General features: G+C 62.6%; 19 protein-coding genes and 1 riboswitch. Of the genes, 14 read left to right on the top strand and 5 right to left on the bottom strand.

The features are described 5' to 3' along the window. Positions 1–172: 172 nt before the first annotated feature. The 11 genes from EB233_RS22625 to EB233_RS22575 all read left to right on the top strand — a co-directional run bounded on the left by EB233_RS22625 (position 173) and on the right by EB233_RS22575 (position 12,373). Positions 173–1,171 (top strand): LacI family DNA-binding transcriptional regulator, encoded by a 999-nt coding sequence (locus tag EB233_RS22625; protein WP_027054921.1) that lies wholly within the window; start codon positions 173–175, stop codon positions 1,169–1,171. Beyond that, positions 1,168–2,685 (top strand): sugar ABC transporter ATP-binding protein, encoded by a 1,518-nt coding sequence (locus EB233_RS22620; RefSeq protein WP_064992186.1) that lies wholly within the window; start codon positions 1,168–1,170, stop codon positions 2,683–2,685. The genes EB233_RS22625 and EB233_RS22620 overlap by 4 nt, the downstream gene beginning before the upstream one ends. Continuing rightward, positions 2,685–3,734: an ABC transporter permease gene (locus tag EB233_RS22615; RefSeq protein WP_064992187.1), complete on the top strand. Its 1,050-nt coding sequence runs from the start codon at positions 2,685–2,687 to the stop codon at positions 3,732–3,734. The genes EB233_RS22620 and EB233_RS22615 overlap by 1 nt, the downstream gene beginning before the upstream one ends. Positions 3,735–3,861: 127 nt before the next feature. Next, positions 3,862–4,830 (top strand): substrate-binding domain-containing protein, encoded by a 969-nt coding sequence (locus EB233_RS22610; protein WP_064992188.1) that lies wholly within the window; start codon positions 3,862–3,864, stop codon positions 4,828–4,830. A gap of 372 nt (positions 4,831–5,202) precedes the next feature. Continuing rightward, positions 5,203–5,407, top strand: a riboswitch (cobalamin riboswitch). Positions 5,408–5,499: 92 nt separating this feature from the next. Further along, positions 5,500–5,898 carry a DUF1636 family protein gene (locus EB233_RS22605; protein WP_244277829.1) on the top strand — a complete coding sequence of 133 codons (399 nt, stop codon included), beginning with the start codon at positions 5,500–5,502 and terminating at the stop codon, positions 5,896–5,898. Beyond that, positions 5,895–6,683, top strand: coding sequence for an ABC transporter ATP-binding protein (locus tag EB233_RS22600; protein ID WP_064992189.1), 789 nt, complete (start codon positions 5,895–5,897; stop codon positions 6,681–6,683). The genes EB233_RS22605 and EB233_RS22600 overlap by 4 nt, the downstream gene beginning before the upstream one ends. Before the next feature lie 61 nt (positions 6,684–6,744). Beyond that, complete coding sequence (locus EB233_RS22595) at positions 6,745–7,692, top strand: ABC transporter substrate-binding protein (RefSeq protein WP_064992190.1); 948 nt, start codon at positions 6,745–6,747, stop codon at positions 7,690–7,692. Continuing rightward, a complete protein-coding gene (locus EB233_RS22590) occupies positions 7,692–8,741 on the top strand; it encodes a FecCD family ABC transporter permease (protein WP_064992191.1) in 1,050 nt (349 codons plus the stop codon). The genes EB233_RS22595 and EB233_RS22590 overlap by 1 nt, the downstream gene beginning before the upstream one ends. Before the next feature lie 138 nt (positions 8,742–8,879). Further along, positions 8,880–9,359: a MarR family winged helix-turn-helix transcriptional regulator gene (locus EB233_RS22585; protein WP_064992192.1), complete on the top strand. Its 480-nt coding sequence runs from the start codon at positions 8,880–8,882 to the stop codon at positions 9,357–9,359. Next, positions 9,356–10,534: an HlyD family secretion protein gene (locus EB233_RS22580; protein ID WP_064992193.1), complete on the top strand. Its 1,179-nt coding sequence runs from the start codon at positions 9,356–9,358 to the stop codon at positions 10,532–10,534. Before EB233_RS22585 ends, EB233_RS22580 begins: the two co-directional genes overlap by 4 nt. A 306-nt stretch (positions 10,535–10,840) precedes the next feature. Next, the gene (locus tag EB233_RS22575; protein WP_064992194.1) at positions 10,841–12,373 is read left to right on the top strand and encodes a DHA2 family efflux MFS transporter permease subunit; all 1,533 of its coding nucleotides are present in this window, start codon (positions 10,841–10,843) and stop codon (positions 12,371–12,373) included. Positions 12,374–12,447: 74 nt separating this feature from the next. Here the strand turns inward: EB233_RS22575 and EB233_RS22570 are convergent, their stop codons facing one another. Both EB233_RS22570 and EB233_RS22565 read right to left on the bottom strand, forming a co-directional pair. Beyond that, a complete protein-coding gene (locus EB233_RS22570) occupies positions 12,448–12,963 on the bottom strand; it encodes a CAP domain-containing protein (RefSeq protein WP_064992195.1) in 516 nt (171 codons plus the stop codon). Positions 12,964–13,042: 79 nt separating this feature from the next. Continuing rightward, positions 13,043–14,266, bottom strand: a complete 1,224-nt coding sequence (locus EB233_RS22565) for a Tad domain-containing protein (RefSeq protein ID WP_064992196.1) — start codon at positions 14,264–14,266, stop codon at positions 13,043–13,045. A 298-nt stretch (positions 14,267–14,564) separates the two neighbouring features. Here EB233_RS22565 and EB233_RS22560 point away from each other — a divergent pair, with 298 nt between their 5' ends. Next, the gene (locus EB233_RS22560) at positions 14,565–15,389 is read left to right on the top strand and encodes a DUF2189 domain-containing protein (protein WP_064992323.1); all 825 of its coding nucleotides are present in this window, start codon (positions 14,565–14,567) and stop codon (positions 15,387–15,389) included. A gap of 14 nt (positions 15,390–15,403) precedes the next feature. On the opposite strand, the gene EB233_RS22555 is transcribed toward EB233_RS22560, so the two are convergent. From EB233_RS22555 to EB233_RS22545, 3 genes are all read right to left on the bottom strand, one after another. Next, positions 15,404–16,036: a LysE family translocator gene (locus EB233_RS22555; RefSeq protein ID WP_027054935.1), complete on the bottom strand. Its 633-nt coding sequence runs from the start codon at positions 16,034–16,036 to the stop codon at positions 15,404–15,406. Between the two features lie 144 nt (positions 16,037–16,180). Further along, complete coding sequence (locus EB233_RS22550; protein WP_064992197.1) at positions 16,181–18,166, bottom strand: TadE/TadG family type IV pilus assembly protein; 1,986 nt, start codon at positions 18,164–18,166, stop codon at positions 16,181–16,183. Between the two features lie 198 nt (positions 18,167–18,364). Continuing rightward, on the bottom strand, positions 18,365–20,317 hold the full coding sequence (locus EB233_RS22545; protein WP_064992198.1) for a TadE/TadG family type IV pilus assembly protein: 1,953 nt from the start codon (positions 20,315–20,317) through the stop codon (positions 18,365–18,367). A 296-nt stretch (positions 20,318–20,613) separates the two neighbouring features. Between EB233_RS22545 and EB233_RS22540 the strand changes: the two genes are divergently transcribed. Continuing rightward, entirely contained in the window at positions 20,614–21,474 is an 861-nt protein-coding gene (locus EB233_RS22540; RefSeq protein WP_064992199.1) for a TIGR01459 family HAD-type hydrolase, read from the top strand. Between the two features lie 6 nt (positions 21,475–21,480). Next, a complete protein-coding gene (locus EB233_RS22535; protein WP_064992200.1) occupies positions 21,481–22,461 on the top strand; it encodes a bifunctional riboflavin kinase/FAD synthetase in 981 nt (326 codons plus the stop codon). Position 22,462: the final 1 nt, after the last annotated feature.

Raw genomic sequence — 22,462 nt, 5'->3', positions numbered from 1 at the left:
AGCAACGTCAGTTTGATCGAAATTGCGCAGCGCGCAAAATCGAACGGAAACAACCATCGAAGCGATTGCGCAAACGTTTCGATGGCGGTATGGAATCTGCCAACGCCGATAGAGCGGACCGGGAACGCGTCATCTGGGAGGAGCGCTTTGCCAGCAGTCGATTTGAGTCGCCATGCCGACAATGGCTGAGGTCGCGCGTCGCGCCGGCGTGTCGGTTTCGACCGTCTCGCATGTCATCAACCGCACCCGCTTTGTCTCACCGGAGAAGGCGCAGCTCATAAATGATGTGATCGCGGCCATGGGCTATCAGCCCAATGAACTGGCGCGGTCGCTTAAAGTCGCCTCGACCAACAGCGTCGGCCTTGCCATCTCGGCGATCTCCAATCCCTATTTCACCGACATCATCTGCGCCGTCGAAGCCGAATGCGCGCGGCTCGGGCTGATGGTGTTCCTCTCCGATACGCAGGAAGATCCGGACCGCGAGCTGCAGGTGGTGCGCGCCTTTCATCAGCGCCGTGTCGACGGGGTGATCCTGGCGCCGTCAGGCGCACCGCAGCGCGCGATCGACTATCTCGCCGACAAGAAACTGCCCTGTGTCCTGATCGATCGTTTCGCCGACGACCGCTTCGACCAGATCGGCGTCGAGAACGAGACGGCGATGCATGCGCTGATCGACCATGTCGCGTCCTTCGGCCACAAGCGCATCGGTTACATTGCCGGCCAGCCGGGTCTTGCCACCACGCGCGAGCGCATCGAGGCGTTTCGCAACTCGCTCCTGGCCAATGGACTTGAATGCTTGCCGCACTATGTCTCGCCGGACAACGTCGACACGGCGAGCGCCACAGCATCGACGCATGCGATCCTGTCGTTGGCCGCTCCGCCCACCGCACTGGTTACGGGCAACAACATGGCCACCATTGGGGCAGTCCGCGCCGTCAGCCAAAGGGGTCTTTCGATCCCGCGCGACCTGTCGCTGGTCGGCTTCGATGATTTTGAATGGGCGGACTGTTTCGAACCGAGGCTGACGCTTGTCGAGCAGCCCTGCACCGAGATCGGTCGCCAGGCGGCGGCGCTGCTCAGCGCCCGCATCGCCTCCAGCCACGCCGAACCTCACGCCGTTCGGCTCAAGGCACGGCTCCAGGTGCGTCAATCCTGTGCGAGGCCGGCATGAGTGCGCCCCTGCTTTCGGTTACCGGCGCGGTCAAGCGCTTTGGCGGCGTACAGGCGCTGCGTGGCGTCGACTTCGATCTGCAGGCCGGCGAGGTTCACGCGCTGCTCGGCGAGAACGGCGCCGGCAAGTCGACGCTGATGAACCTGTTGTCGGGTGTCTACACGCCGGACGAGGGGGAGATCCGCATCGACGGCAAGCCGGTCACCTTCAACAATCCGCGCGAAGCGCAGGCGGCCGGTATCGCCACCATCTTCCAGGAACTCGACCTCGTGCCGTCGCTCGACGTCGCGGCAAACCTCTTTCTCGGACGCGAACTGATGCGACCGGGCGGGCTGCTCGACGTGCCGGCCATGCGCCGCGAGGCGAAGAAACGGCTTGAAGCGATTGAACTCGCCATCGATCCGGCACGGCTGGTCGCCGAGCTCTCGATCGGCCAGCGCCAGGTGGTGGCGATCGTCAAGGCGCTATCCTATGCGTCGCGCGTGCTGATCATGGACGAGCCGACGGCTGCCCTGACTGTCGGCGAGGTCGAGCGGCTGTTCGACATCATGCGCAAGCTCGCCGCGACCGGCGTCGGCATTGTCTACATCTCGCACCGGCTGGAGGAAGTGCCCGAGATCGCCGACCGCGTGACTGTCATGCGCGACGGCCGGGTCGCCGGCGTCACCGAACCGAACGCGCCGCAGTCAGAACTGGTCCGCCTCCTGGTCGGTCGGCCGCTGGACGAGCTTTATCCGCGGCGGGCGCAAAGCGCCGGCCGGACATTGCTCAGCCTGAAAGATGCCAGCTTCAGGCTCGCCCGGGAAAGCGCCGGCTGGCAGCCGCCGAGCGGCATCTCGCTGGAAGTCAGGGCAGGCGAGATCGTCGGGCTCGCCGGCATCATGGGGGCGGGGCGCACCGAACTGCTGTCCGCTCTCTACGGCACCGGGCTCGCCGGCCATTGGGAAGGCGACGTCGCGGTTGATGGGAAACCGGCCAAGTTGTCCTCGATCGGCGCCGCGCGCGACGCCGGCATCGCCTTCGTCACCGATGACCGTCGTGGCAGCGGCCTGATGCTCAGAATGGCGGTCGGCCTCAACCTCGTTATGTCGGTCATCCGCCGCATCTCGCCCGCCGGGCTGATGTCGGCGAGCCGGCAGGCGGATGCGATCAAGCAATCGTTTGGCCAGTTCGACATCCGGCCGAAGAACCCGGACATAGCAGTGGGAGCGCTCTCCGGAGGCAACCAACAGAAGGTGGTGCTGGCCAAGGAAATCCTTGGCAACCCAAGGCTGCTGCTGCTCGACGAGCCGACGCGCGGCGTCGATGTCGGCGCCAAGGGCGAGATCTATGCGCGGCTGCGGCAACTGGCGGCGCAAGGGCTCGGCATCCTTGTCGCCTCCAGCGAGATGCCGGAACTGATCGGCCTGTGCGACCGGATCGTCGTGCTGCGCCAGGGGCGCAATGTGGCGGAATTCATAGGCGGCGTCGACGAGCACACCGTGCTGGCCGCGGCAAATGGCAGGGAGGCCTGATGTCTGAACAGAAGATTTCGGTGGCAAGCGGCCCGGTGGCCGCAGCGCCAGTGCGTCGCGATCCGCTGGCTCTGGTGGTGCGCTTCCAGAGCCTGATCGGTCTCGTCGTGGTGGCGATCGGCGGCATCATCTTCTCGCCACGCCGCCATGGAGAGATCCTGTTCCTCAACCCCGACAACATCGCCAACATCGTGCGCGCCGTGTCGGAGACCGGCATCATCGCCATCGGCATGACCTTCGTCATCATCACCGCCGGCATCGATCTGTCGGTCGGCGCGGTGCTTGGCCTCTCCAGCGTCGTCACCGCATCGATGATGATTTCGGGCGGCTTCGGCCTCATCCCGACCATCCTCGCGGTGCTCGTCATGGGCATCGTCTTTGGCGCCATCCAGGGCACCATTTCGACTCGTTTCAGGCTGGAACCGTTCATCGTCACGCTGGCCGGCCTGCAGGCGGCGCGCGGTCTGGCGCTGGTCGTCTCCGGCAACCAATACATCAACATTTCCTATGGCGAGGGGCCGGGCCTGGCGCCGCCGGTGTTCGCGGTGCTCGGGGAGCGGCTCTTCAACAACACCGTGCCGGTGGCGACCCTGGTCTTCGTCGTCTTTGCTGCCATCGCCACCATCGTGCTCAACACCACGCGCTTCGGCCGCTACGTTTTCGCCGTCGGCGGCAATGAGCGCGCCGCACGCATCTCCGGCGTGCCCGTCTCCATGGTGAAGATATCGGTCTATGCCATCACCGGCTTTGCCGCGGCGCTGGCAGGCATCGTGCATGCCGGCCAGTTCAATTTCGGCAGCGCCAATGACGGCATGGGCTATGAGCTGACGGCAATCGCCGCCGTGGTCATTGGTGGCACCAGCCTGTTCGGCGGCGCCGGCTCGATGGTCGGCACCGTTGCCGGCACCATCATGCTGGGCGCGCTCGCCAACATCCTGCAGCTCAACAACATCACGCCCGCCATGCAACTGCTCGCGACAGCCGCGATCATCGTTCTGGCGGCAGTGCTTCAATCCCTCGTTCGCCGCCGCGAGGGTTTGGGCCGTTGATGCATGCCGCGCAAAAAGTGAAATCGGTTTTGCGACAACGACATGGATCAACAAACAGGAGGAGAGACGGCAATGTTGACGTCAACCAAATGTCCGGCCCCCGGCCAGACGAGGAGGAGAGTGAGTAATGAAAACGATTTTCAGAAGCGTGCTTCTGGCAGGCTCGTGCCTATGCGTTGCCGGCACTGCCTATGCGGCCGAGCCACTGGTGAAAGCCTGCGCCAAGGACGGCCAGTTCATCATCGGCTTCTCGCAGGCCAACAATGCCGAACCCTACCGCCAGCACGTCAATGACGAGCTGACCGCGGCGGCCAAGGAAGTGCCCGGCTTCACGCTGCAGATCGCCGACGGCGCCGGCAACGTCAACACGCAGACCTCGCAGGTCGACAATTTCATCACCCAGAAGGTCGACATCTTGCTGATCTCGCCCTTCGAGGCAGCGCCGCTGACGCCGGCTGTGAAGCGCGCCATGGATGCCGGCATTCCGGTCATCGAACTCGACCGCAAGACCGTTGGCGATCCCGGCAAGGACTACACCGCCTTCATCGGCGGCGACAATTACAAGATCGCGCTCGAGGCAGGCAAATATACCGCCAAGACCTTGTTGCCCGAAGGTGGCGAAGCAGCCGTGTTGGAAGGGCTGCCGAGTTCCACCCCGGCAGTCGAGCGGCTGAACGGCTTCAAGGACGGCGTCAAGGAAAATGCCAAGATACAGGTGGTGGCCGAGCAGGCTGCCGACTGGGTGCCGGATAAAGCCCAGACCGCCTTCTCGGCGATGCTCCAGGCGCATCCTGATATCAAGGTGCTCTACGCCTCGAACGACATGATGGCGGCAGGCGCGCTGCTTGCCGCCAAGGGGGCGGGCAAGCAGGTCAAGATCATCGGCACGGACGGCCTGCCGGGGCCGGCCGGCGGCATCGAGGCTGTTGCAAAAGGTGACTGGGCGGCGACCTTCACCTATCCGACCGGTGCCAAGGAAGCGATCGAGATGTCGAAGAAGATTCTGCTCGATTGCGCCTCGTCGGTGGATCCGACGGTCACCGTCGACACCACTGCGATCACGGCTGAAAACGCCAAGCAGATGTCAGGCAAGTAGGCGCGGCTGCCCTTCAGCTATGCGATTCGGGGCGGGGTTCACTCGAACTCCGCCCATCACCGAGTAGCCGCTGGCGGCGCCGAAAGTCCGCATCGCATGAAAGCGCGGCACGCCGCTGCTTTGGGCGGCATTGTCGAGTTTTACGGCCTTGGGAGATGCATCCGCCCGATCCACCCTGGCGGCTTCGGCCTTTCGATCTCCGAAATCCCGATCGGCCTTCTTAAAAATCTGCCGACGTTTCGATGACCGCCTGCGATGCCGGGATTGACACCGCCGTTTGCTCTGGTATGTTATACCATAACAAAATTTGCTGATCTTGCGGACGTGTTGAGGGTCGGAGCAGAAAACCGTTGCGGCGCGATCGGCGGAAATCTACGATGCTCGGGTGATGGTCCCCGCGCCGAAAGGCACGGGGTGAAAAGGGAACACGGTGAGACCCCGAGGGATCGAGACCGTGGCTGCCCCCGCAACTGTAAGCGGTGAGCAAGATCCGACATGCCACTGGCCGGCAAGGCTGGGAAGGCAGGATTGCGCTGAGACCCGCGAGCCAGGAGACCTGCCATCACTGAGTTGACCGGACGGGGTGTGCCGGGAGGAGACGTGGACGTCGGTCTTGTCGGCCGGCTCGCCAACATCCTTCCGTCGCCAGTTTTGGAAAGTGACGGAAAGTTGGACGGCGCCATCGATCATCGCATCATCGTGTGCACGCTTTGCCGTGACATCCCGACCGGCATCAAGTCGGGCGCAAGCCTGTGCGCCGATTTGCGGTCCCGGTTTTCGGCCCGCCACGAGCCCGCCTTGGCGTATGGCTTCACGATCGAAGGCGTCGAATGCATGGCGGGTTGTGCGAGCCCGCTGACGGTGGCATTCCAGGCGCCGGGCAAGGCGTCTTATCTTTTCGGGTCCATCGACGCCGAAGCCGACGCCGGCGATCTGGTGCGATTTGCCAGGCTCTACGCCTCGCTCGCCGACGGCTGGTGCAATTCCGGGCAACGTCCGCCGCGGCTGGCCGGCAAGACGCTGGCCCGCATCCCGGCGCCGGGCAAGCTTGCAGGTGACCGTCGATGACAACTGCACTCCTCGAAGCCCGCGACCTCTGCGCGATCGCGAATGGCCGGGACTTGGTCCATGCGGTCAGCCTGTCGGTGGCGTCAGGCGATCGTCTTGCCATCATCGGTCCCAATGGCGCCGGCAAGACCACCCTGCTGCGCATGCTGTCGGGCATGCTCAGGCCAAGTTCGGGCGAGGTGAAGCTTGGCGGGCGACGCCTGGACAGGATCTCGACCGCCGAGCGGGCTTTGTGCATTGCCGTCGTCGGCCAGACCGACCAGCCGGATCCGCGGCTGGCGGTGATCGACTATGTCGAGCTTGGCCGCGTTCCGCATGCCGGCTTGAGGCGCAGGAGCGAGGAGCGCGATATCGTCGTCGACGCGCTGCGCCGGACCGGCCTGTTGCCGCTGCTTGGCCGCACCATCGGTTCGCTGTCGGGCGGCGAACGCCAACGCGCCCAGTTGGCGCGCGCCATCGCACAGCAGCCGAAAGTGCTGTTCCTCGACGAGCCGACCAACCATCTCGACCCACGTGCCCGCGCCGAGCTGCTCGAACTCGTGGCTGGCTTCGGCATGACGGTCATCGCGGTCCTGCACGATCTGGCCCTTGTCGCACCGTTCGCCACCAGGGTGGCGGTATTGAACCATGCCCGTCTGCAAGCGCTCGCCGCGCCGCGCGAAGCGCTGACCCAACAGTTGATCCGCGAGATTTTCGGCGTCGACGTGTTTCGCCTGCGTCACCCCACCGAGGACCGGGAACTCACGGTCTTCGATGTCCCGAACCGCGCCGCGCCGCCTTCCTGATCGAGCTTTCTTGATCGAACCCTTCCTTCATTCGACATCGTTCAACCAAGGAGCAAAACCTGTGAAACGTCTCGCACTGTCGCTCGTCTTCTCGCTGCTGGCCTCGGTAGCCTTTGCTTTCCCGGTCACCGTCGACAGCTGCGGCAAACCGCTGACCTTCGAGGCTCCGCCCAAGCGCGCCGTCATCCATGACCTAAACATGGCCGAGATGGCCTTCGCGCTGAAGCTGCAGCAGTCGATCGTTGGCCTGACCGGTATCACCGGATGGTACAAGGTCGGCCCCGAATTCAAGGCCGAGCAGGGCTCGATCCCCGAGCTGGCGCCAAAATACCCAACGCTCGAAAACCTCGTCGCGGTCGAGCCCGATTTCTTCTTCGCCGGCTGGTACTACGGCATGAAGCCCGGCGGCGACGTGACCCCCGACACGCTCGCCCCGTACGGCATCAAGACGCTGGTGCTGTCCGAAAGCTGCGTCCATCTTGACAAGAACCGCCCGGCCGCCTCCATGGATCTGCTCTATGGCGACGTCGAAAAGCTGGGCAAGATCTTCGGCAAGGAGGCGGACGCGGAAAGGCTCGTCTCCGGCTGGAAGGCACAATTGGCCAAGATCACCGCGAAAGTTGGCAGCGCCAAGGGGACGCGCGTTTTCCTCTATGATTCCGGCGAGGACAAGCCGTTCACATCAGGAAAATTCGCCATCCCGAGCGCCATGATAGCTGCTGCCGGCGGCGACAACATCATGGCCGACATGGAAACGAGCTGGGGCAATACGGATTGGGAAACCGTGGCGTCGCGCAATCCGCAATTCCTCATCCTGCTCGATTACCAGGATGGCGGCGGCTACAAGAAACTGCTCGATTTCCTTAAGGTCCATCCGGCCATGAAAGAGACGGACGCGGTCAAGAACGAGCGCTTCGTCGCGCTCCGCTATGCCGAACTGACGCCCGGGCCTGCAAACATCGAGGCGATCGAAAAGATCGCCAAGGCGATGCATCCGGAAGCGTTCTGATGCTTCTGGCCTCGGTGCATAAACCCGGTGCGCTTTCAGGACACAAGGCATTCGTGCTGGCGATAGTGGCGGGCACGGTGGCGGTCGTCGCCCTCGTGCTGCTGTCGATCGCCTATGGTTCGACGCTGATCCCGCTTACCGACGTCATCGCCTCGCTTGGCCATGCCGTCGGGTTGAACGAGCACCAGGTGTCGGGCCCGGTCGGCAAGATCGTCGTCGATCTCAGGCTGCCGCGCACGCTCCTGGCGGTCTGCGTCGGCGGTGGCCTAGGCATCACGGGTGCCCTGTTGCAGACGGTGACCCGCAACGATCTCGCCGATCCCTTCCTGTTCGGCCTGTCGTCGGGCGCGGCCGCGGGGGCTGTCTCCGTCATCACCGTCTTTGGCGACAGTTTCGGTATCTGGACCTTGCCGGTCGCGGCCTTCACCGGCGGCATACTGGCCGCCTGCATCGTCCTGCTGCTGGTCGCGCGGGTGAGGGGGCAGGGGCCGGAACGGCTGATCCTCGCCGGGCTTGCCGTCTCCTTCCTGTTCACCGCCTTGACCAACTATCTGGTCTTTGCCGGCGACCAGCGTGCGGCCCATTCGGTGCTGTTCTGGACGATGGGCGGGCTCGGTCTGGCGCGTTGGGACAATGTGTGGCTCGGCGCAGTTGGCGCCGGCACGATTGCCGCGTACGGATTGTGGAATCATCGCAGGCTGGACGCCTTCCTGGCCGGTGAAAGTGCCGCCGAGAGCCTTGGCGTGCCGGTGGCGCGGATGCGCAGGATGACCTTTCTCGTCGCCGCCTTCTCGACGGCAATTCTCGTCTCGGTCGCCGGCGTCATCGGCTTTGTCGGGCTGATGATCCCGCATCTGTCGCGGCCGTTGGCCGGTGCCTTGCATCTGCGCCTGATTGCGAGCTGCGCACTGTTCGGCGCCGTGCTCCTGCTGGCAAGCGACCTTCTGGCGCGGACCTTGCTGCCGCCGCAGGAACTGCCGATCGGCATCATCACCAGTTCGCTCGGCGCCTTCTTCGTCGTCACGCTGGTTGTGCGAAATCGCCTGTGAAGATGGCTGGTCCTGCCGTCTTGCGACGTTCATCGATCGCTAACCACGATCACGTTGGACGACCGTCATGCGCATCTGGCGGATTCTCCCGCAACGAGACATCTTGAATAGTAAGCACGCTTATTATATCTATCGCTCATGGTTTCCGACGGCATAGACAGACTGGGATTTTTGATCCACGACGTGCAGCGTCTGCTGCGCAAGCGCTTCGAGACGCGCGCCAGCGGGCTTGGCCTCTCGTCCGCGCAATGGCGCCTGATGGTGCGCGTCGCAAAGGAGGAGGGCGTTACCCAGGCTCGCCTCGCTGAATTGCTCGAAATCGAACCGATCAGCGTTTCGCGCCTTGTCGACCGGATGGAGGAGGGCGGCTGGATCGAGCGCCGCGCCGACGCCGCCGACCGCCGGGTGCGCATGATTTTCCCGACCGCCAAGGCCAGCGCCGCCTACGCCGAGGTCAAGAGCCTCGCTGGCGAAGTCTATGAGGAATCGCTTGTCGGCGTTTCGCCGGAGGACCGCCGCGTCCTGATCAGGGCGCTCGACGTGATCGTGAAGAATCTGGCCGACGGCGAAGCTTCGTCGCTCGAAAAGATCAAGAATGCGGAAGGCGCGGCAGCATGAACGCGGTAGCAAAGGTCAACAAAGGCGCACCCGAAGTTGAAATGGAAGCGCCGGCACAGCCGGCCGCAGCTCCCGTTGCGGTCGCTCCTCCCTTGGAGCCGGTACCGGCGCCGAAGAAGAAGCGCCCCTTGGGCCGCTTCCTTTTGATGTTTGCCTTGCCGGCGGCGCTGATCATCGGTGGCGGCTATGTCTGGGTGACCGGCGGGCGCTATCAGGAGACGGAGAACGCCAATCTGCAGCAGGCCAAGGTGTCGATCGCCTCGGACACGGCCGGCCGCATCGTTCAGGTCGCCATAGCGGACAATCAGGTGGTCAAGCAGGGCGATCTCCTGTTCGCCATCGACCCCGAGCCTTACCGGATCGCGCTTGCCCAGGCCGACGCCGCGGTTGCTGCCGCACGCCTCAACGTCGAGCAGCTGCGCGCCGCCTACAGCCAGTCGATGGCGCAGGAGAAGTCCGCCAGCAGCGAGGTCGACTATGCCCAGTCGCAATATGACCGAGCCGCCGATCTCGCGCAGAAGGGCATCAACGCCAAGTCCTCTTTGGATCAGGCCCGCAACGACCTCGACAAGGCAAAGCAGCAGCTTGCCGTTGCCGGTCAGGGCATCATCAGCGCCAAGGCCGCGCTCGGCGGGAATCCCGACATCGAAACCGACAAGCATCCAACCGTGATGTCGGCGCTCGCGGCACGCGACAAGGCCGCCTACGACCTGGCTCAGACCACGGTCAAGGCGCCGGCCGACGGCGTGATCTCTCAGGCCTCGTCCTTCAAGGTCGGCCAGTATGTCGGTTCCGGCACGCCGCTGTTTTCGCTGGTCGAAACCGGCGACACCTGGATCGATGCCAATTTCAAGGAAACCCAGCTCACCAATATGCGGCCGGGCCAGAAGGCCGAAATTGTCGTCGATACCTATCCGGGCAGGACCTTCGAGGCGACGGTCAAGGCGATCGGGGCCGGAACGGGTGCTGAATTCTCGCTGCTGCCCGCTCAGAACGCGACCGGCAACTGGGTCAAGGTCACGCAGCGCATCCCGGTGCGCCTGGAACTGACCGATCCCGACGCCAGGATGGCGCTGCGCACCGGCATGAGCGCCAGCGTCTCCGTCGATACCGGCGTTGCGCGTGGTTTTCCCGCCATATTCGGTCACGCCACGGCTAGCGAGGCCGCGCAGTAAGTCAGCAAAAGCCCGCGGACCAGCGGGTGGAAGTGGAGTTCAGGATTGGTCTGATGGGGGGAGTGGGAGGGATCAGCGCTCGGTTCGGGCTGCCTAGTGGCTTGGCCGAAATCTGAAATCTTCGACACGGACCCGTTGGTCCTCATGTTTCCGGGCGGCAGGCATCCGCTAGAATAGAGACTTTCAATCGATGTAACCCCCACATCGATAATCGCGTCCCACCGCGACGAGGGTCTCTCGACGGAAGGCGTTGCCGCCCGGAAACCCCGTGTACACGTTTTTGTTACCTACTGGAAGTTCCGTATCATGAGCACGCCAGAACCATTTCGAGAAGTGCCGCATCGCGGCCTGATCACGGTTGCGCTCATGCTGGCGACGGTCATGCAGGCGCTCGACACGACCATCGCCAACGTCGCCTTGCCGACCATGGCAGGCGATCTCGGCGCCTCTCCGGACAACATCAACTGGGTGCTGACTTCCTACATCGTCGCCGCCGCCATCATGACGCCGGTCACCGGCTGGCTCGCCGACCGCTTCGGCCGCAAGGAATTGTTCCTGATGGCCGTGGTCGGCTTCACCATCTTCTCCATGCTGTGCGGCCTGGCATGGAGCCTTGAAACCATTGTGCTGTTCCGGCTGATGCAAGGCGTGTTCGGCGCCGCGATCGTGCCGCTGTCGCAGACCTTCCTGCTCGACATCAATCCCAAGGAGCGTCACGGCCAGGCCATGGCCATCTGGGGCGCCGGCATCATGCTGGGGCCGATCCTGGGTCCGACACTGGGCGGCTGGCTGACCGACAACTTCAACTGGCGCTGGGTGTTTTTCATCAACCTGCCCGTCGGCATCGTCGCCTTCCTTGGCATGGCCGCCTATCTGCCGGTTGTTGCCCGCCGTGTGCGCAGCTTCGATTTCTTCGGCTTTGCCATGATATCGCTCGGCGTCGGCGCGCTGCAGCTGCTGCTCGACCGCGGCGGCGAGGTCGACTGGTTTTCCTCGGTCGAGATCTGGATCGAACTCGGCTTGGCCATCACCGGCTTCTGGGTGTTCATCATTCACACGGTGACGGCGGAACATCCCTTCATCGACCCCAAGATATTCCTCGACCGAAACTTCGTGACCGGCCTGGCATTCATCTTCGTCATGGGTGTGCTTATCCTGGCCTCGATGTCGCTGCTGCCGCCAATGCTGTCGACCATTTTCGGCTATCCGACTGTCACCATCGGCATCGTCATAGGCCCGCGCGGTGTAGGCACGATGATTTCGATGCTCGTCGTCGGTCGGCTCATGGGCAAGATCGACGCCAGAATTCTGGTCGTCATCGGCTTTCTGCTGACCGCGCAGTCGCTCTACACCATGGCCAGCTTCACCCCGCAGATGGATAACTGGCTGATCCTCAGCTCCGGCGTCATCCAGGGCCTGGGCATGGGAATGGTGTTCGTGCCGCTGTCCACGGTTGCCTTCGCCACGCTCGACGCACGCTACCGCACCGATGCAACCTCGTTGTTCAGCCTGGTGCGCAATCTGGGCTCGTCGATCGGCGTATCGGTGGTCACGGTGCTCCTGGTGCGCAACACGCAGATCAACCACGCCGAGCTTTCAGCCTTCATCAACCCGTTCAATCCCAATCTCTGGGCGGTCTCGCCGGCGGCCGCGGGCGGCAATCCGATGGCGCTGTCGGAGGTCGACCGCATGGTCAATCTCCAGGCGATGATGATCTCCTACGTCAACGACTTCAAAATACTGATGATGATGACGCTGCTCGCCATTCCGTTCGTATTCCTGCTGCGCAAGCCGGCGCGGGCCCCAGCCGGTGGCGCGCCCGCAGCGCATATGGACTAGGGGCCGCGGTGGCGCTTGAGTCTCCGTGGCAGGACGCGACAATCCAGGTGACGAGCGGACGGGCCGGGGAAGCTCTATTTGCCGAGAACCAGAGACCAGTAGCGCAGGTTGGGGTCACGTCCATCGCGGACATAGGCGAGTCCGAAGCGGCTGAAGTCCGGGTCAAGGATGTTGCGGCGGTGGCCTTGCGAGTGCATCCAGACGTCGAACAGCTTCTGCTGGTCGAAACGGCCTTCGGCGATGTTCTCGGCCGCGGCTCCCCGCACGCCATTGTCCTTCATGCGCGAGGCGAAATCCTTGCCCCATCCGGTGGTGTGGCTCATGCGCTCCCGCGACGCCATGTAACCAGCCTGCTGTAGCGCCGCCTGCTCGAGTTGGGTGTCTGGCGTCAGCGGGCCAAGCCCGGCTGTCGCGCGCAAGCCCGCCAGAGTGGCCGTGGCGGAGGAAGAGACGCCCGCGCCTTCGCCCGTCGGTACAGAGACGGTGCTGCAGGCGGCTAGCACAGCCAAGGACGCGATACCGGCAGCCTTGAGCCATTTGCGCCTGCCTAAATTCGTGATGTGGTCAGTTTCGTTTCTCGTAGTGGTCATGCCTGCCTGAGATAGCCGCGATCATGGCTTTTGCCGGGCAGTACGGTGAAAATCTGACATCGAAACGGCAATTGACCGCTCATTTCACAAGTGTGATGTGGCGGCTGGCATACATGTCTCGATTTCCAAACACAGCCGTGCAGTCGGTTTTGATGGATGAGTTTCCAGTCATCTGCACGGTCAAGCCAACAAGCCTCAGACAGTCCCCTTGACCGCTCATGTCTGAGTTGCCGGCAAAGGAAATGGCCGCGTCAGGCGCGTAGACAAACCCGCTGATCACGGAATTTGCGCCGCCATTCAGCGTCAAGGCTGATGTGTTTCCGCGGTTCTCGAAAATGGTGATGCCGGCGTAGGGACCGCTGGTGGGTGGGGATAGGTTCACCTGTTCATTGGCATTTATGTAGATCTGCGACCCCTCCATGAGGAATAAAGTCACGCCCGGACCAGTCAGGCTGCCGTTGCCGCCCGGTTTTATGGTGACGCCACGCAGGATGTAGACTCCAGGATTGAGCGTGATGTTTCCGGACAAAGTCTTGTCGCAATAGGTTCCGGGAGACAGCGTATAGGTTTTGCCGTTCGGGACGGGCAGGCACAACGTGTAGGGCGGAGGAGCGACATTCGCCAGTGGATCGAAGGACGCATATTGATGTTCGAGTGGAGCTCCGCAGTTGAGATTGGCGCTGGGCGGCGAAAGCCCGGAAGTGCTGCCCACCGTTGAGACGCAGCCCGCCGAAACCAGCGCGGAACCGCCTCTGCTGACCGCATCGGAGGCATCCGAGTTTGCCGCGATCACGCAGTTGCTCATGGCGACATCGGTCGAGCCCTGCAGGCTCACGGCGGCCGACGCATGTGGATCGAGCGCCAGCACGCAGGCCTGCGAACCCGGGTTCATCTTGACCGTGGCCGAACGGTGAGCTGGCCAGGCCGCCGCGCCATTGATGAAGCTCGGATGGTTGATGCCGGACGAAAGCGAGATGTAATAGGCGCTGGGGTCGCCGCTGGCGGTCGCCGAAAAAGCGGAGATGCTGCCTGCATTTTCCTGCTGGTCGGCGAGGCTCAGGTTGGCCGCGAAGAATGTCAACCCAAGTCCCTGCACATCACTCGCGGCCATGCTGGGTAGGTACTTCGTGCCGACCGCTAGTCCGGCCGCGTCCAGCGAGTTCTGCAACTGCGCGGCGTCATCGCTCGTGCCCGTCAGATCGACCGTTCCAGCCACGACAGCCATTATCGGCAGCATCGCTATGGCGGTGGCCATGGCAAAGTTGCCGCGCTTCGAAGACCAGAGGCCTTTCAATCTCAACATTGCCTATCGCCCAAACTTTGTAAGATTCAGGTTGATACGCCAAGGGTCTCTACGATGAATTTAAGCAATCTCTAAAATACTTAAATGCTAAAATTGATCGCAATGGTCGGCCAAAGGAGGGTCCGCCCAAGCACGCCAAATGAGAGGCGACATGAAGAGAAGATCACAACGAGCAACGGATCCAGGTCATCGATTGCGCGACAACCCCTGGCAAATCGGCTATGCTGCCACATCTACTAGTGGCAGCTGCGGGCGGCCATCCCGGCGGTGACCGCCCCCGACACACGGGAGGATGGTTATGGCCGGCTTTCATGTCATGGCGGACGCCTATGGGATGCATGTGCAACCCACGGTGCGCCGCATCACCACGACGGATCTCTGGGACGCGCTCAAGCTCGGCGCCGAGGATTTCTGGGCAAAACCGTCCCACTACGTGTTCCTGTGCCTGATCTATCCGATCGTCGGCCTGATCCTGACGCAGTGGACGTCGGGCTCCAATGCTGTCCAACTCGTCTATCCCCTGATGTCGGGCTTTGCCCTTGTCGGGCCTTTTGCCGCGATCGGGCTCTACGAAATCAGCCGCCGGCGCGAGCTGGGCATGAACACGGATTGGCGCCATGCGCTGGACGTGCGCCGTTCCCCGGCGCTGCCGTCGATCGCGGTCATCGGCATCATGCTGTTTGCGCTGTTCCTGTTGTGGCTGTTCACCGCGCAATCGATCTACACCAGCCTGTTTGGTGACCAGCCGCCGGCTTCGATCGGCGCCTTCGTCCGCGAGGTGCTGACGACCGGCAAGGGCTGGACCTTGATCCTGCTTGGCAATGCGGCTGGTCTTGTCTTTGCCGTGGTGGTTCTCGCCACAACGGTGATCGCCTTTCCGTTGCTGCTCGACCGGGATGTCGGTGCCGTCTCGGCAATTGAAACCTCGGCTCGAGCGGTAATGGCAAATCCGCTGCAGATGGCGCTGTGGGGGCTGCTGGTTGCCGTGCTGCTGGTGATCGGCTCGATCCCGCTGTTTGCCGGACTGGCCGTGGTCATGCCGATCCTGGGCCATGCCACCTGGCACCTCTATCGCAGGGTGATCGAGCATGCGCAAATCCGGCCGATCCGCCGGCCGATGTAGGGAGCTATTCGTCTTCAGCGTTGCGCATCGGTCGCCATTTTCAGCGCCAATGCCGTCAGCACGCCTCCCATCATCCAGCGCTGGATGACCAGCCACAATGGCCGTCCGGCAAGGAAGGTGGCGATCGAGCCTGCCGTCACCGCGATGATGGCATTGACGGTCAGGCTGATCGAGATCTGCGTCGCGCCGAGCACCAGAAGCTGCGACAGGACATGGCCTTTGCCAATGCTGATGAATTGCGGCAGCAGCGACAGATAGAGAACGGCCACCTTGGGGTTGAGCAGATTGGTCATCAATCCCATGGCGAAAAGCTTGCGCGGCCGGTCTTTCGGCAGGTCGCGCACCTGGAAAGGCGAGCGGCCGCCAGGCTTCACGGCCTGCCAGGCCAGCCACAAGAGATAAAGCACGCCGGCAAAACGCAGCGCGTCGTAGGCGTAGGGCACGGCGAGTAGCAGCGCTGTGATGCCGAATGCCGCAGACACCACATAGAACAAGAAGCCAACCGCGACCCCGCCAAGCGAGATCAGGCCGGCCTTTGGTCCTTGCGACAGCGAGCGCGAGATCAGGTAGATCATGTTCGGGCCTGGCGTCAGCACCATGCCGAGGCAGACCAGCGCGAAAGCGATATGGTTGGCGGTATCGGGCATTTGTTTGTCCCCAGGCACGCCCGCGATGGTTGCACGATCCCGCGAGCGGCCAATATGTGCCCGTCACGGCGCGCGCCCGCAAGGGCTTGCCGGAACCAGGCGTTGCGCCACGGGGAATGCATGTCCGTTCAGGCGCGATGCGCTTTAGCCAACCACCCGCAAATTCGACAATTCGTTGCCGATTTCCTTGAAATCGTTCGACAGGCTGGCGCCGGTCGCATTCCAGAACAACTTTGCCGGTTTGGTCGGATCCGTCGGGTCCTTGCGGAAGCGCGAGTCCGACGAGCAGGATTTCAGCGCGTTGATCGCCAGCATGTCGCCGGGATTGGTGGTGGACAGGTCGAGCGCCACCGTCATCACCAGGATGTTGGCCGCCTTGGCGTTGTTGCAAAGCGTTGCCATCTGCTCGTTGAGCGCGTTGGTGTAATTGCCGTTCGAATAGTCGAGCTGACCGATGGCGCTCGACGTGCCCATGAACATGCGCCCGACCGAGGTGCCGTTGTAGCCGGGCTTGAGATAGCCGTAGGACGCATAGGTCGATTTCGAGTTGGCGGGGTCCGAATAGCTTAGCGAGGACGGCGTATAGTAGGTATTGGCGCCGTCGGTCAGCACGATCACCACCTTGTCGTTGCCTTTTTCCGTTTCCAGGCGCCCCTGCGTGAACGGCTCGCCGCTCGAGACCACCCGCCAGCCCCAGGCCAGGCCCTCGGGAACATTGGTGCCGCCATTCGGCTGCATCAGGTCGATCGCGGCCTTGATCGAGGTGATCCCATCGGTGACGCTGACATCGGTCAGCGGCGTGATCGGGTTGGTGGTGCAGCTGTAGTTCGGGCCATTGCCGGTGGGCAGGGCCGGCGCATCGATCGGCCGCGGCATGAAGTACTTGGTCATGGTGCGCAACTGGGACTGGCCGGTGCTGCTCGCTGGATCATCGTTCCACCAGCTGTTCACGGCACCGTAGGTCTTTGGGGTCGCCTCCTTGGGGTCCTGCGTCACCTTCCACTGGTTGCCGGGTTCGTCCGGCGCGAACATCGGCACGAACATCGTCGCCGGGTCGCCGATCCCTATGCCGGTGTTTGCAGAGCCGCCCGACGGCGGAGCATCATTGACATTGTACGGGTAGGGCCGGGCCTCGACACATCCTTGCCAGCTGGCGAACGGGCCGTAGGTATCGACGTAGTCATAGGCGTCGTAGCTGCGCTTGCAGGTATTGTTCGAATAGTACTCGGCACAGACGACACGCTTGCTGTTGACGACGCGCTCATGGTTCGTGACGACCTGCATGTCGCGGTAGAGCGAGAACCGGGTCAGCATCTGGCCTTCCTGGGCACCCCATCCCGAGCCGCGCTTGTACCAGATGCCGTTGGTCTGCTGGGCGTATTTGTCGGCGGCGTTCAGCGTCGACCAATCGAAATTCTCGTTCGACACCGGCGACAGGCCCTCTGTGTCCATCCACGACGCGTTGCCATTGCCCGGGCCGACATTGACCGAAGCGGCAAAGGGTACGAGGCCGAATTGCACCGGCTTGTCGACCTGCTTGATCATCACCGCCTGCTGCGCCAGCGTGTCGACCAGCTGCTTGGACGCGGTCTTGAGCAGATCGATGCGCTTCTGGCCAGAGCCCGTGCCGAGCGTGGTCATCGATCCGGAATTGTCGAGCACCAGGGCAACTTCCAGCGTGTTCTTCAGCCGGACCTGGGAAGTGATGTTGAAGTTGATTCTCTGGTTCGCATCGGTTGCGGATCTACCGACGAGCTGGGCGAAGGCCGGATAGAAATAGGGCTTGTAGGCAAGCTGTGCCGCCATCGTGAGCAGGCCGCCGCCGCTGGTGTTGCTCGGCAAGGTGACGTTGAGCGTCGTGCTGGCCGGATCGATGTCGTTCAAATTGGCGTTGAAGAAATCGAGCGCATAGGCTTTCAACTGGTCGTCGGTTGCGCCTTCCGTCAGCCGGCGCGCGGTGGCGAAGTTGGCGGCGTCGAGCGCATTCGTCACCATCTGCTTTTCACGGTTCATTTCCGTGAAATCGATCGCGATCGCCAGGCCGCCCATCAGCGGGGCCATCGCCACGACTGTCATAAGAGCATAGTTGCCGCGTCTGTCGCGGCGGAACCGACGCCAAAGTTCATGCATGTCTTGCAGCGGCCCCCGCCGGCGGATTCTCGATTGACGTCAACTTTCCACAAAACGCTGAAGGACGGGTTTGGGAAACCGCTCTATTGCTCGGTCGGCGCTTCACCAACCGCTAACCAATCCGAGGCCGATGTCGCGACCCGCCCAAAAACAAAACGCCCTGCCGAGGCAGGGCGTTTGCGAGAGGAACCCAGACGATCAACTGACGATGCGCAGGTTGGACAGTTCATTGCCGATCGCCTTGAAATCGTCGGAGAGCGTTGCTCCGGTCGAATTCCAGAACAGTTTCATCGGCTTGCTCGGATCGGTTGGATCCTTGCTGAAGCGTGAATCCGAAGAGCAGGCCTTCAGCGCATCCATCTGTGTTTTTTCCGCTGTCTTGGTCGCATCGAGGTCGAGCGCTATGGTCATGACCATGATGTTGGCGGCCTTGGCGTTGTTGCAAAGCGTGGTGAAATGCTCGTTCATCGCCTTTGTGTAGTTTGGATTGGAATAGTCGGACTTGCTGACGTTGGCGCTGGTGCCGAGGAACATCCGCCCATAGGTGTAACCGTTGCTGAAAGGCAAGATATAGCCGAGCGACGAATAGATCGCCTTACTGGCGGCCAGATCGTTGCCGCCATAGTTCCAGTTGGTTCCAGAGTAGGTCTGCGCCACCACCGAGGTCGGTGTGTAATAGGTGTTTGCTCCATCGGTGAGGACGATCAGGACCTTGTCGTTGCCTCTTTCCGTCTCGGCCCTGCCATCGGTGAACGGGGCCGTGCTGGAAAGCGTTCTCCAGCCCCAGGCCATTCCTTCCGGGACATTTGTAGCGCCGTCGGCGGCCATGGCGTCGATAGCGCCTTTCACCGCGGTCGCGCCGGTTGTCGTGGAAACATCGGTCAGCGGCGTGATCGCCGTGGTGCTGCAACTCGTGTTCGGGCCGGCATTCATGCCATAGGCTGGAGTGACCGTGGTGCCAGGAGCGGTAAAATATTTCGGCATATAGCTCTGTCGTGCCGCGCTGTTGCCCGTCGATCCGTCGGCAAGCCAATTGTTGTTGGCGGGGCGAGGCGCGTTGTTGCTATCCGTGAGATCTGTCTCATCGGGCGCGAACATCGGCACGAACATCGTCGCTGGCGTCGCGGTCGACGCGGCGGTGTCGTTGATATTGTAAGGATACGGTCTAGACTCGACACAGCCGCCCCAGGAAGCGACGCTTCCATAGGTATAGTTGTAACCGCTTTGCCAGGTTCTGCATGAGCCGTTGGAATAGGTGGCGGTGCATTTGAACTGCGCGACATAGGTGGCCGTCGCTGTGCGCTTCATCTGGTTGTAGATGGAGAAGCGGGTCAGCGGAAGGTCCTTCTGGGTTGCGTCCCAACCGCTGCCCTTGGCGTACCAGACGCCGGCGATGTTCTGCGCGTACTTGGTGGACGAATAGGTCGAACTCATGCTTGCCCAGTCGAAATTCTCATGATGGATCGGCGAAATCCCGGTGGTGTCCATCCACGACGCCGTGGCATTGTCAGGGCCGACATTGACGGACGCCGCGAAGGGAACGAGGCTGAACTGGACCGGTTTCGTGACCTGCTTCATCATCTGCGCCTGGCCCGCCAACTGGTCGACCAACTGCTTGGCGGCATCCTTCAGAAGATCGAACCGCACCTTGTTCGAACCCTTGCCGAGGTCGGTCATCGAGCGGGAATTGTCGAGCACCAGGGACACTTCCAGCGTATTCTTCAGGCGGACTTCCGAGCATGTGCCGAAGCTGATGTCACTGTTGGTGGCGCTGCCGCCCACCAGCAGTTTTGCCGTCGGCAGGAAGTAGGGCTTGTAGGTCAAGGTGCTGCAGAGCTTCAAGGTTCCGCCGCCGGCGTTGCTGTTGGGCAGCGTCACGGCCAGCGAGGTGTTGGCCGGATCGATATGCTGGAGATTGGTCTCGAAGAAATTCTTGGCGTAGGCCTTGGCGTCGGCGTCGCTGGCACCGGCGACGATTTGCTGGGCGGTGGCAATGCCGGCGGCGTCGAGCGCGTTCAAGGTGTTTTGTCGCTGGCGCACCATTTCCGTGTAGTCGACACCGAGCGCCAGGCCACCCATGAGTGGTACCGTCGCGAGGACGGTCATCAGCGCGTAATTGCCACGCCGATCGCTTCCGAATCTCCGAATCATGGTTTTGAAATACCCCCGCCAAATCAATTGTTCGTGAGGACGGTGTCATAAATCGTTAAATTTCAGGTTGCCGGAATATCTCCAAGGCCGATCTGCCCTTTCAACGCGCGTTAACCAAATGCTTTCCAATGGCGGCTCTTGGCGCCAGCGGATAGCGGCGATCGGGCGGAAGAGGCGCCTTCGCCGTCGATCTCCAGGTGAAAGCTGGTGACAGCATGGATCGGTTCGGATAATTCCAACCCGCTCGGCGAACCGTCGGCCGCGGCACTCGCAACGCTCATATTGAAGGAAACGGCATGGCGGATTCGCCTGAAATCGTCGGCTCGCTCGAAGACGTCTCGAAAGCCTATTCGGCAATTCTTTGCGATGTCTGGGGCGTGATGCACAATGGCGAATGGCATTTTCCGGCAGCCGCGGCGGCGCTCGCCAGGGCAAGGGCAGCCGGCATTCCCGTTGTTCTGATCACCAATTCGCCTCGCCGCAGCGCCGATGTCGTGGCTCAGATGAGTGCGATCGGCGTTTCGCCGTCTGCCTACGACCGTGTGGTGACCTCGGGCGATGTGACCCGTGACCTGATCGCCGAGGGGCCGCGCAAGGTCTTCCACATCGGCGCCGACCGCGACCTGACCCTCTATGACGGCCTCGACGTCGATCTCGTCGAGGAGTTCGAAGCAGCCGGCGTCGTGTGCACCGGGTTGTTCAATGACGAGGTCGAGAAACCTGAGGACTATGCCGACCTCTTGCGCCGACTGCGTGCCAGGAACCTGCCGTTTATCTGCGCCAATCCCGATATCATGGTGGAACGCGGCGAACGGATCATCTGGTGCGCCGGTGCCCTGGCGCGCGACTATGCCCAGCTCGGCGGCCGCACGCTGATCGCCGGAAAGCCCTACGCGCCTGTCTACGATGTCGCGATGAAGGAGGTGGCGGAGGTGCTTGGCCGCCCGATTGAGCGGTCTCGGATATTGGCCATCGGCGACGGCATGATGACCGATGTGAAGGGCGCGGCGGACAATGGTTTCGACGTTCTCTATGTCTCCGGCGGGATTCATGCCCGCGACTACGGCGACGCATCCCGGCCGGATCCGGCAAAGCTCGGGCTCTTCCTGGAACGGCACGGCTATCGTCCGGTCGCCGTCATGGTCAGACTGCGGTAGGTGGTAATGGTGGGCTTCCAGCATCTCTCGGCAACCGCGCCGCTGCCCGCCGATCTGCGTGGCGGCGTTGTCGCGATCGGCAATTTCGATGGCGTCCACCGCGGTCATCAGGCGGTGCTCGAACGGGCGTTGGCAGAGGCTATGCGGCGTGACGTGCCGGCCCTGGTGCTGAGCTTCGAACCGCACCCGCGAAAGGTCTTCAGGCCCGACATGCCGTTGTTCGTGCTGACGCCGCCGCCGATGAAGGCGCGGCTCCTGTCGTTGCTGGGCTTTGCCGCCCTCGTCGAGCAGCCATTCACCCGCGACTTCGCCTCCCTGTCGGCGGAAGCGTTCGTCACCGATGTGCTGGAGAGGACGCTCGGCATCACCCACGCGGTGACCGGTTTCGATTTTCATTTCGGTAGGGATCGTCAGGGTGGGCCGGCCTATCTGATGGCGGCCGGCGAACGCCATGGGTTTGGCGTGACACTCGTCGACGCCTTTCGCGACGAGGGCGCCGAGGTGGTGTCGTCGAGCCGTATCCGCGGCTTGCTATGCGATGGCGATGTGGCCGAGGCCGCTGGCCTGCTCGGCTATCGCTTCACCGTGGAGAGCGAGGTGGTAGGCGGCCAGCAGCTCGGCCGCACGCTTGGCTTCCCGACAGCCAACATGAGACTTTCGCCGGAAGCGACTCTCAAGGAAGGGATTTATGCCGTCCGCTTTCGGCGCGCCGACGGCACCTTGCACGACGGCGTTGCCAGCTTCGGCCGCCGCCCGACCGTCGACGACAATGGCGCGCCGCTTCTGGAAACATTCGTCTTCGATTTTTCCGGCGATCTCTATGGCGAGACCTGCGAGGTCTCGTTCTTCGGCTTCCTGCGCAGCGAGATCAAATTCGACGGGCTCGACGCATTGGTGGTGCAGATGAAGCGCGATGAAGCCGAAGCACGCGCCCTGCTTGCCGGCGTCAAGCCGCTTTCGCAGCTCGACGCCGCCATTGCATTCTGAC

The sequence above is a fragment of the Mesorhizobium erdmanii genome (assembly GCF_013170725.1).
GTDB classification, from domain to species: Bacteria; Pseudomonadota; Alphaproteobacteria; order Rhizobiales; family Rhizobiaceae; genus Mesorhizobium; species Mesorhizobium erdmanii.
This window is presented reverse-complemented; position numbering and strand designations above follow the sequence as displayed.

Bases quoted from the DNA above. Each gene is read 5' to 3' on its own strand.
- EB233_RS22625 (WP_027054921.1), top strand. From the start codon at position 173: ATGCCGACAATGGCTGAGGTCGCGCGTCGCGCCGGCGTGTCGGTTTCG.
- EB233_RS22620 (WP_064992186.1), top strand. From the start codon at position 1,168: ATGAGTGCGCCCCTGCTTTCGGTTACCGGCGCGGTCAAGCGCTTTGGC.
- EB233_RS22615 (WP_064992187.1), top strand. From the start codon at position 2,685: ATGTCTGAACAGAAGATTTCGGTGGCAAGCGGCCCGGTGGCCGCAGCG.
- EB233_RS22610 (WP_064992188.1), top strand. From the start codon at position 3,862: ATGAAAACGATTTTCAGAAGCGTGCTTCTGGCAGGCTCGTGCCTATGC.
- EB233_RS22600 (WP_064992189.1), top strand. From the start codon at position 5,895: ATGACAACTGCACTCCTCGAAGCCCGCGACCTCTGCGCGATCGCGAAT.
- EB233_RS22590 (WP_064992191.1), top strand. From the start codon at position 7,692: ATGCTTCTGGCCTCGGTGCATAAACCCGGTGCGCTTTCAGGACACAAG.
- EB233_RS22585 (WP_064992192.1), top strand. From the start codon at position 8,880: ATGGTTTCCGACGGCATAGACAGACTGGGATTTTTGATCCACGACGTG.
- EB233_RS22580 (WP_064992193.1), top strand. From the start codon at position 9,356: ATGAACGCGGTAGCAAAGGTCAACAAAGGCGCACCCGAAGTTGAAATG.
- EB233_RS22575 (WP_064992194.1), top strand. From the start codon at position 10,841: ATGAGCACGCCAGAACCATTTCGAGAAGTGCCGCATCGCGGCCTGATC.
- EB233_RS22570 (WP_064992195.1), bottom strand. From the start codon at position 12,963: ATGACCACTACGAGAAACGAAACTGACCACATCACGAATTTAGGCAGG.
- EB233_RS22565 (WP_064992196.1), bottom strand. From the start codon at position 14,266: ATGTTGAGATTGAAAGGCCTCTGGTCTTCGAAGCGCGGCAACTTTGCC.
- EB233_RS22560 (WP_064992323.1), top strand. From the start codon at position 14,565: ATGGCCGGCTTTCATGTCATGGCGGACGCCTATGGGATGCATGTGCAA.
- EB233_RS22555 (WP_027054935.1), bottom strand. From the start codon at position 16,036: ATGCCCGATACCGCCAACCATATCGCTTTCGCGCTGGTCTGCCTCGGC.
- EB233_RS22550 (WP_064992197.1), bottom strand. From the start codon at position 18,166: ATGCATGAACTTTGGCGTCGGTTCCGCCGCGACAGACGCGGCAACTAT.
- EB233_RS22545 (WP_064992198.1), bottom strand. From the start codon at position 20,317: ATGATTCGGAGATTCGGAAGCGATCGGCGTGGCAATTACGCGCTGATG.
- EB233_RS22540 (WP_064992199.1), top strand. From the start codon at position 20,614: ATGGCGGATTCGCCTGAAATCGTCGGCTCGCTCGAAGACGTCTCGAAA.
- EB233_RS22535 (WP_064992200.1), top strand. From the start codon at position 21,481: ATGGTGGGCTTCCAGCATCTCTCGGCAACCGCGCCGCTGCCCGCCGAT.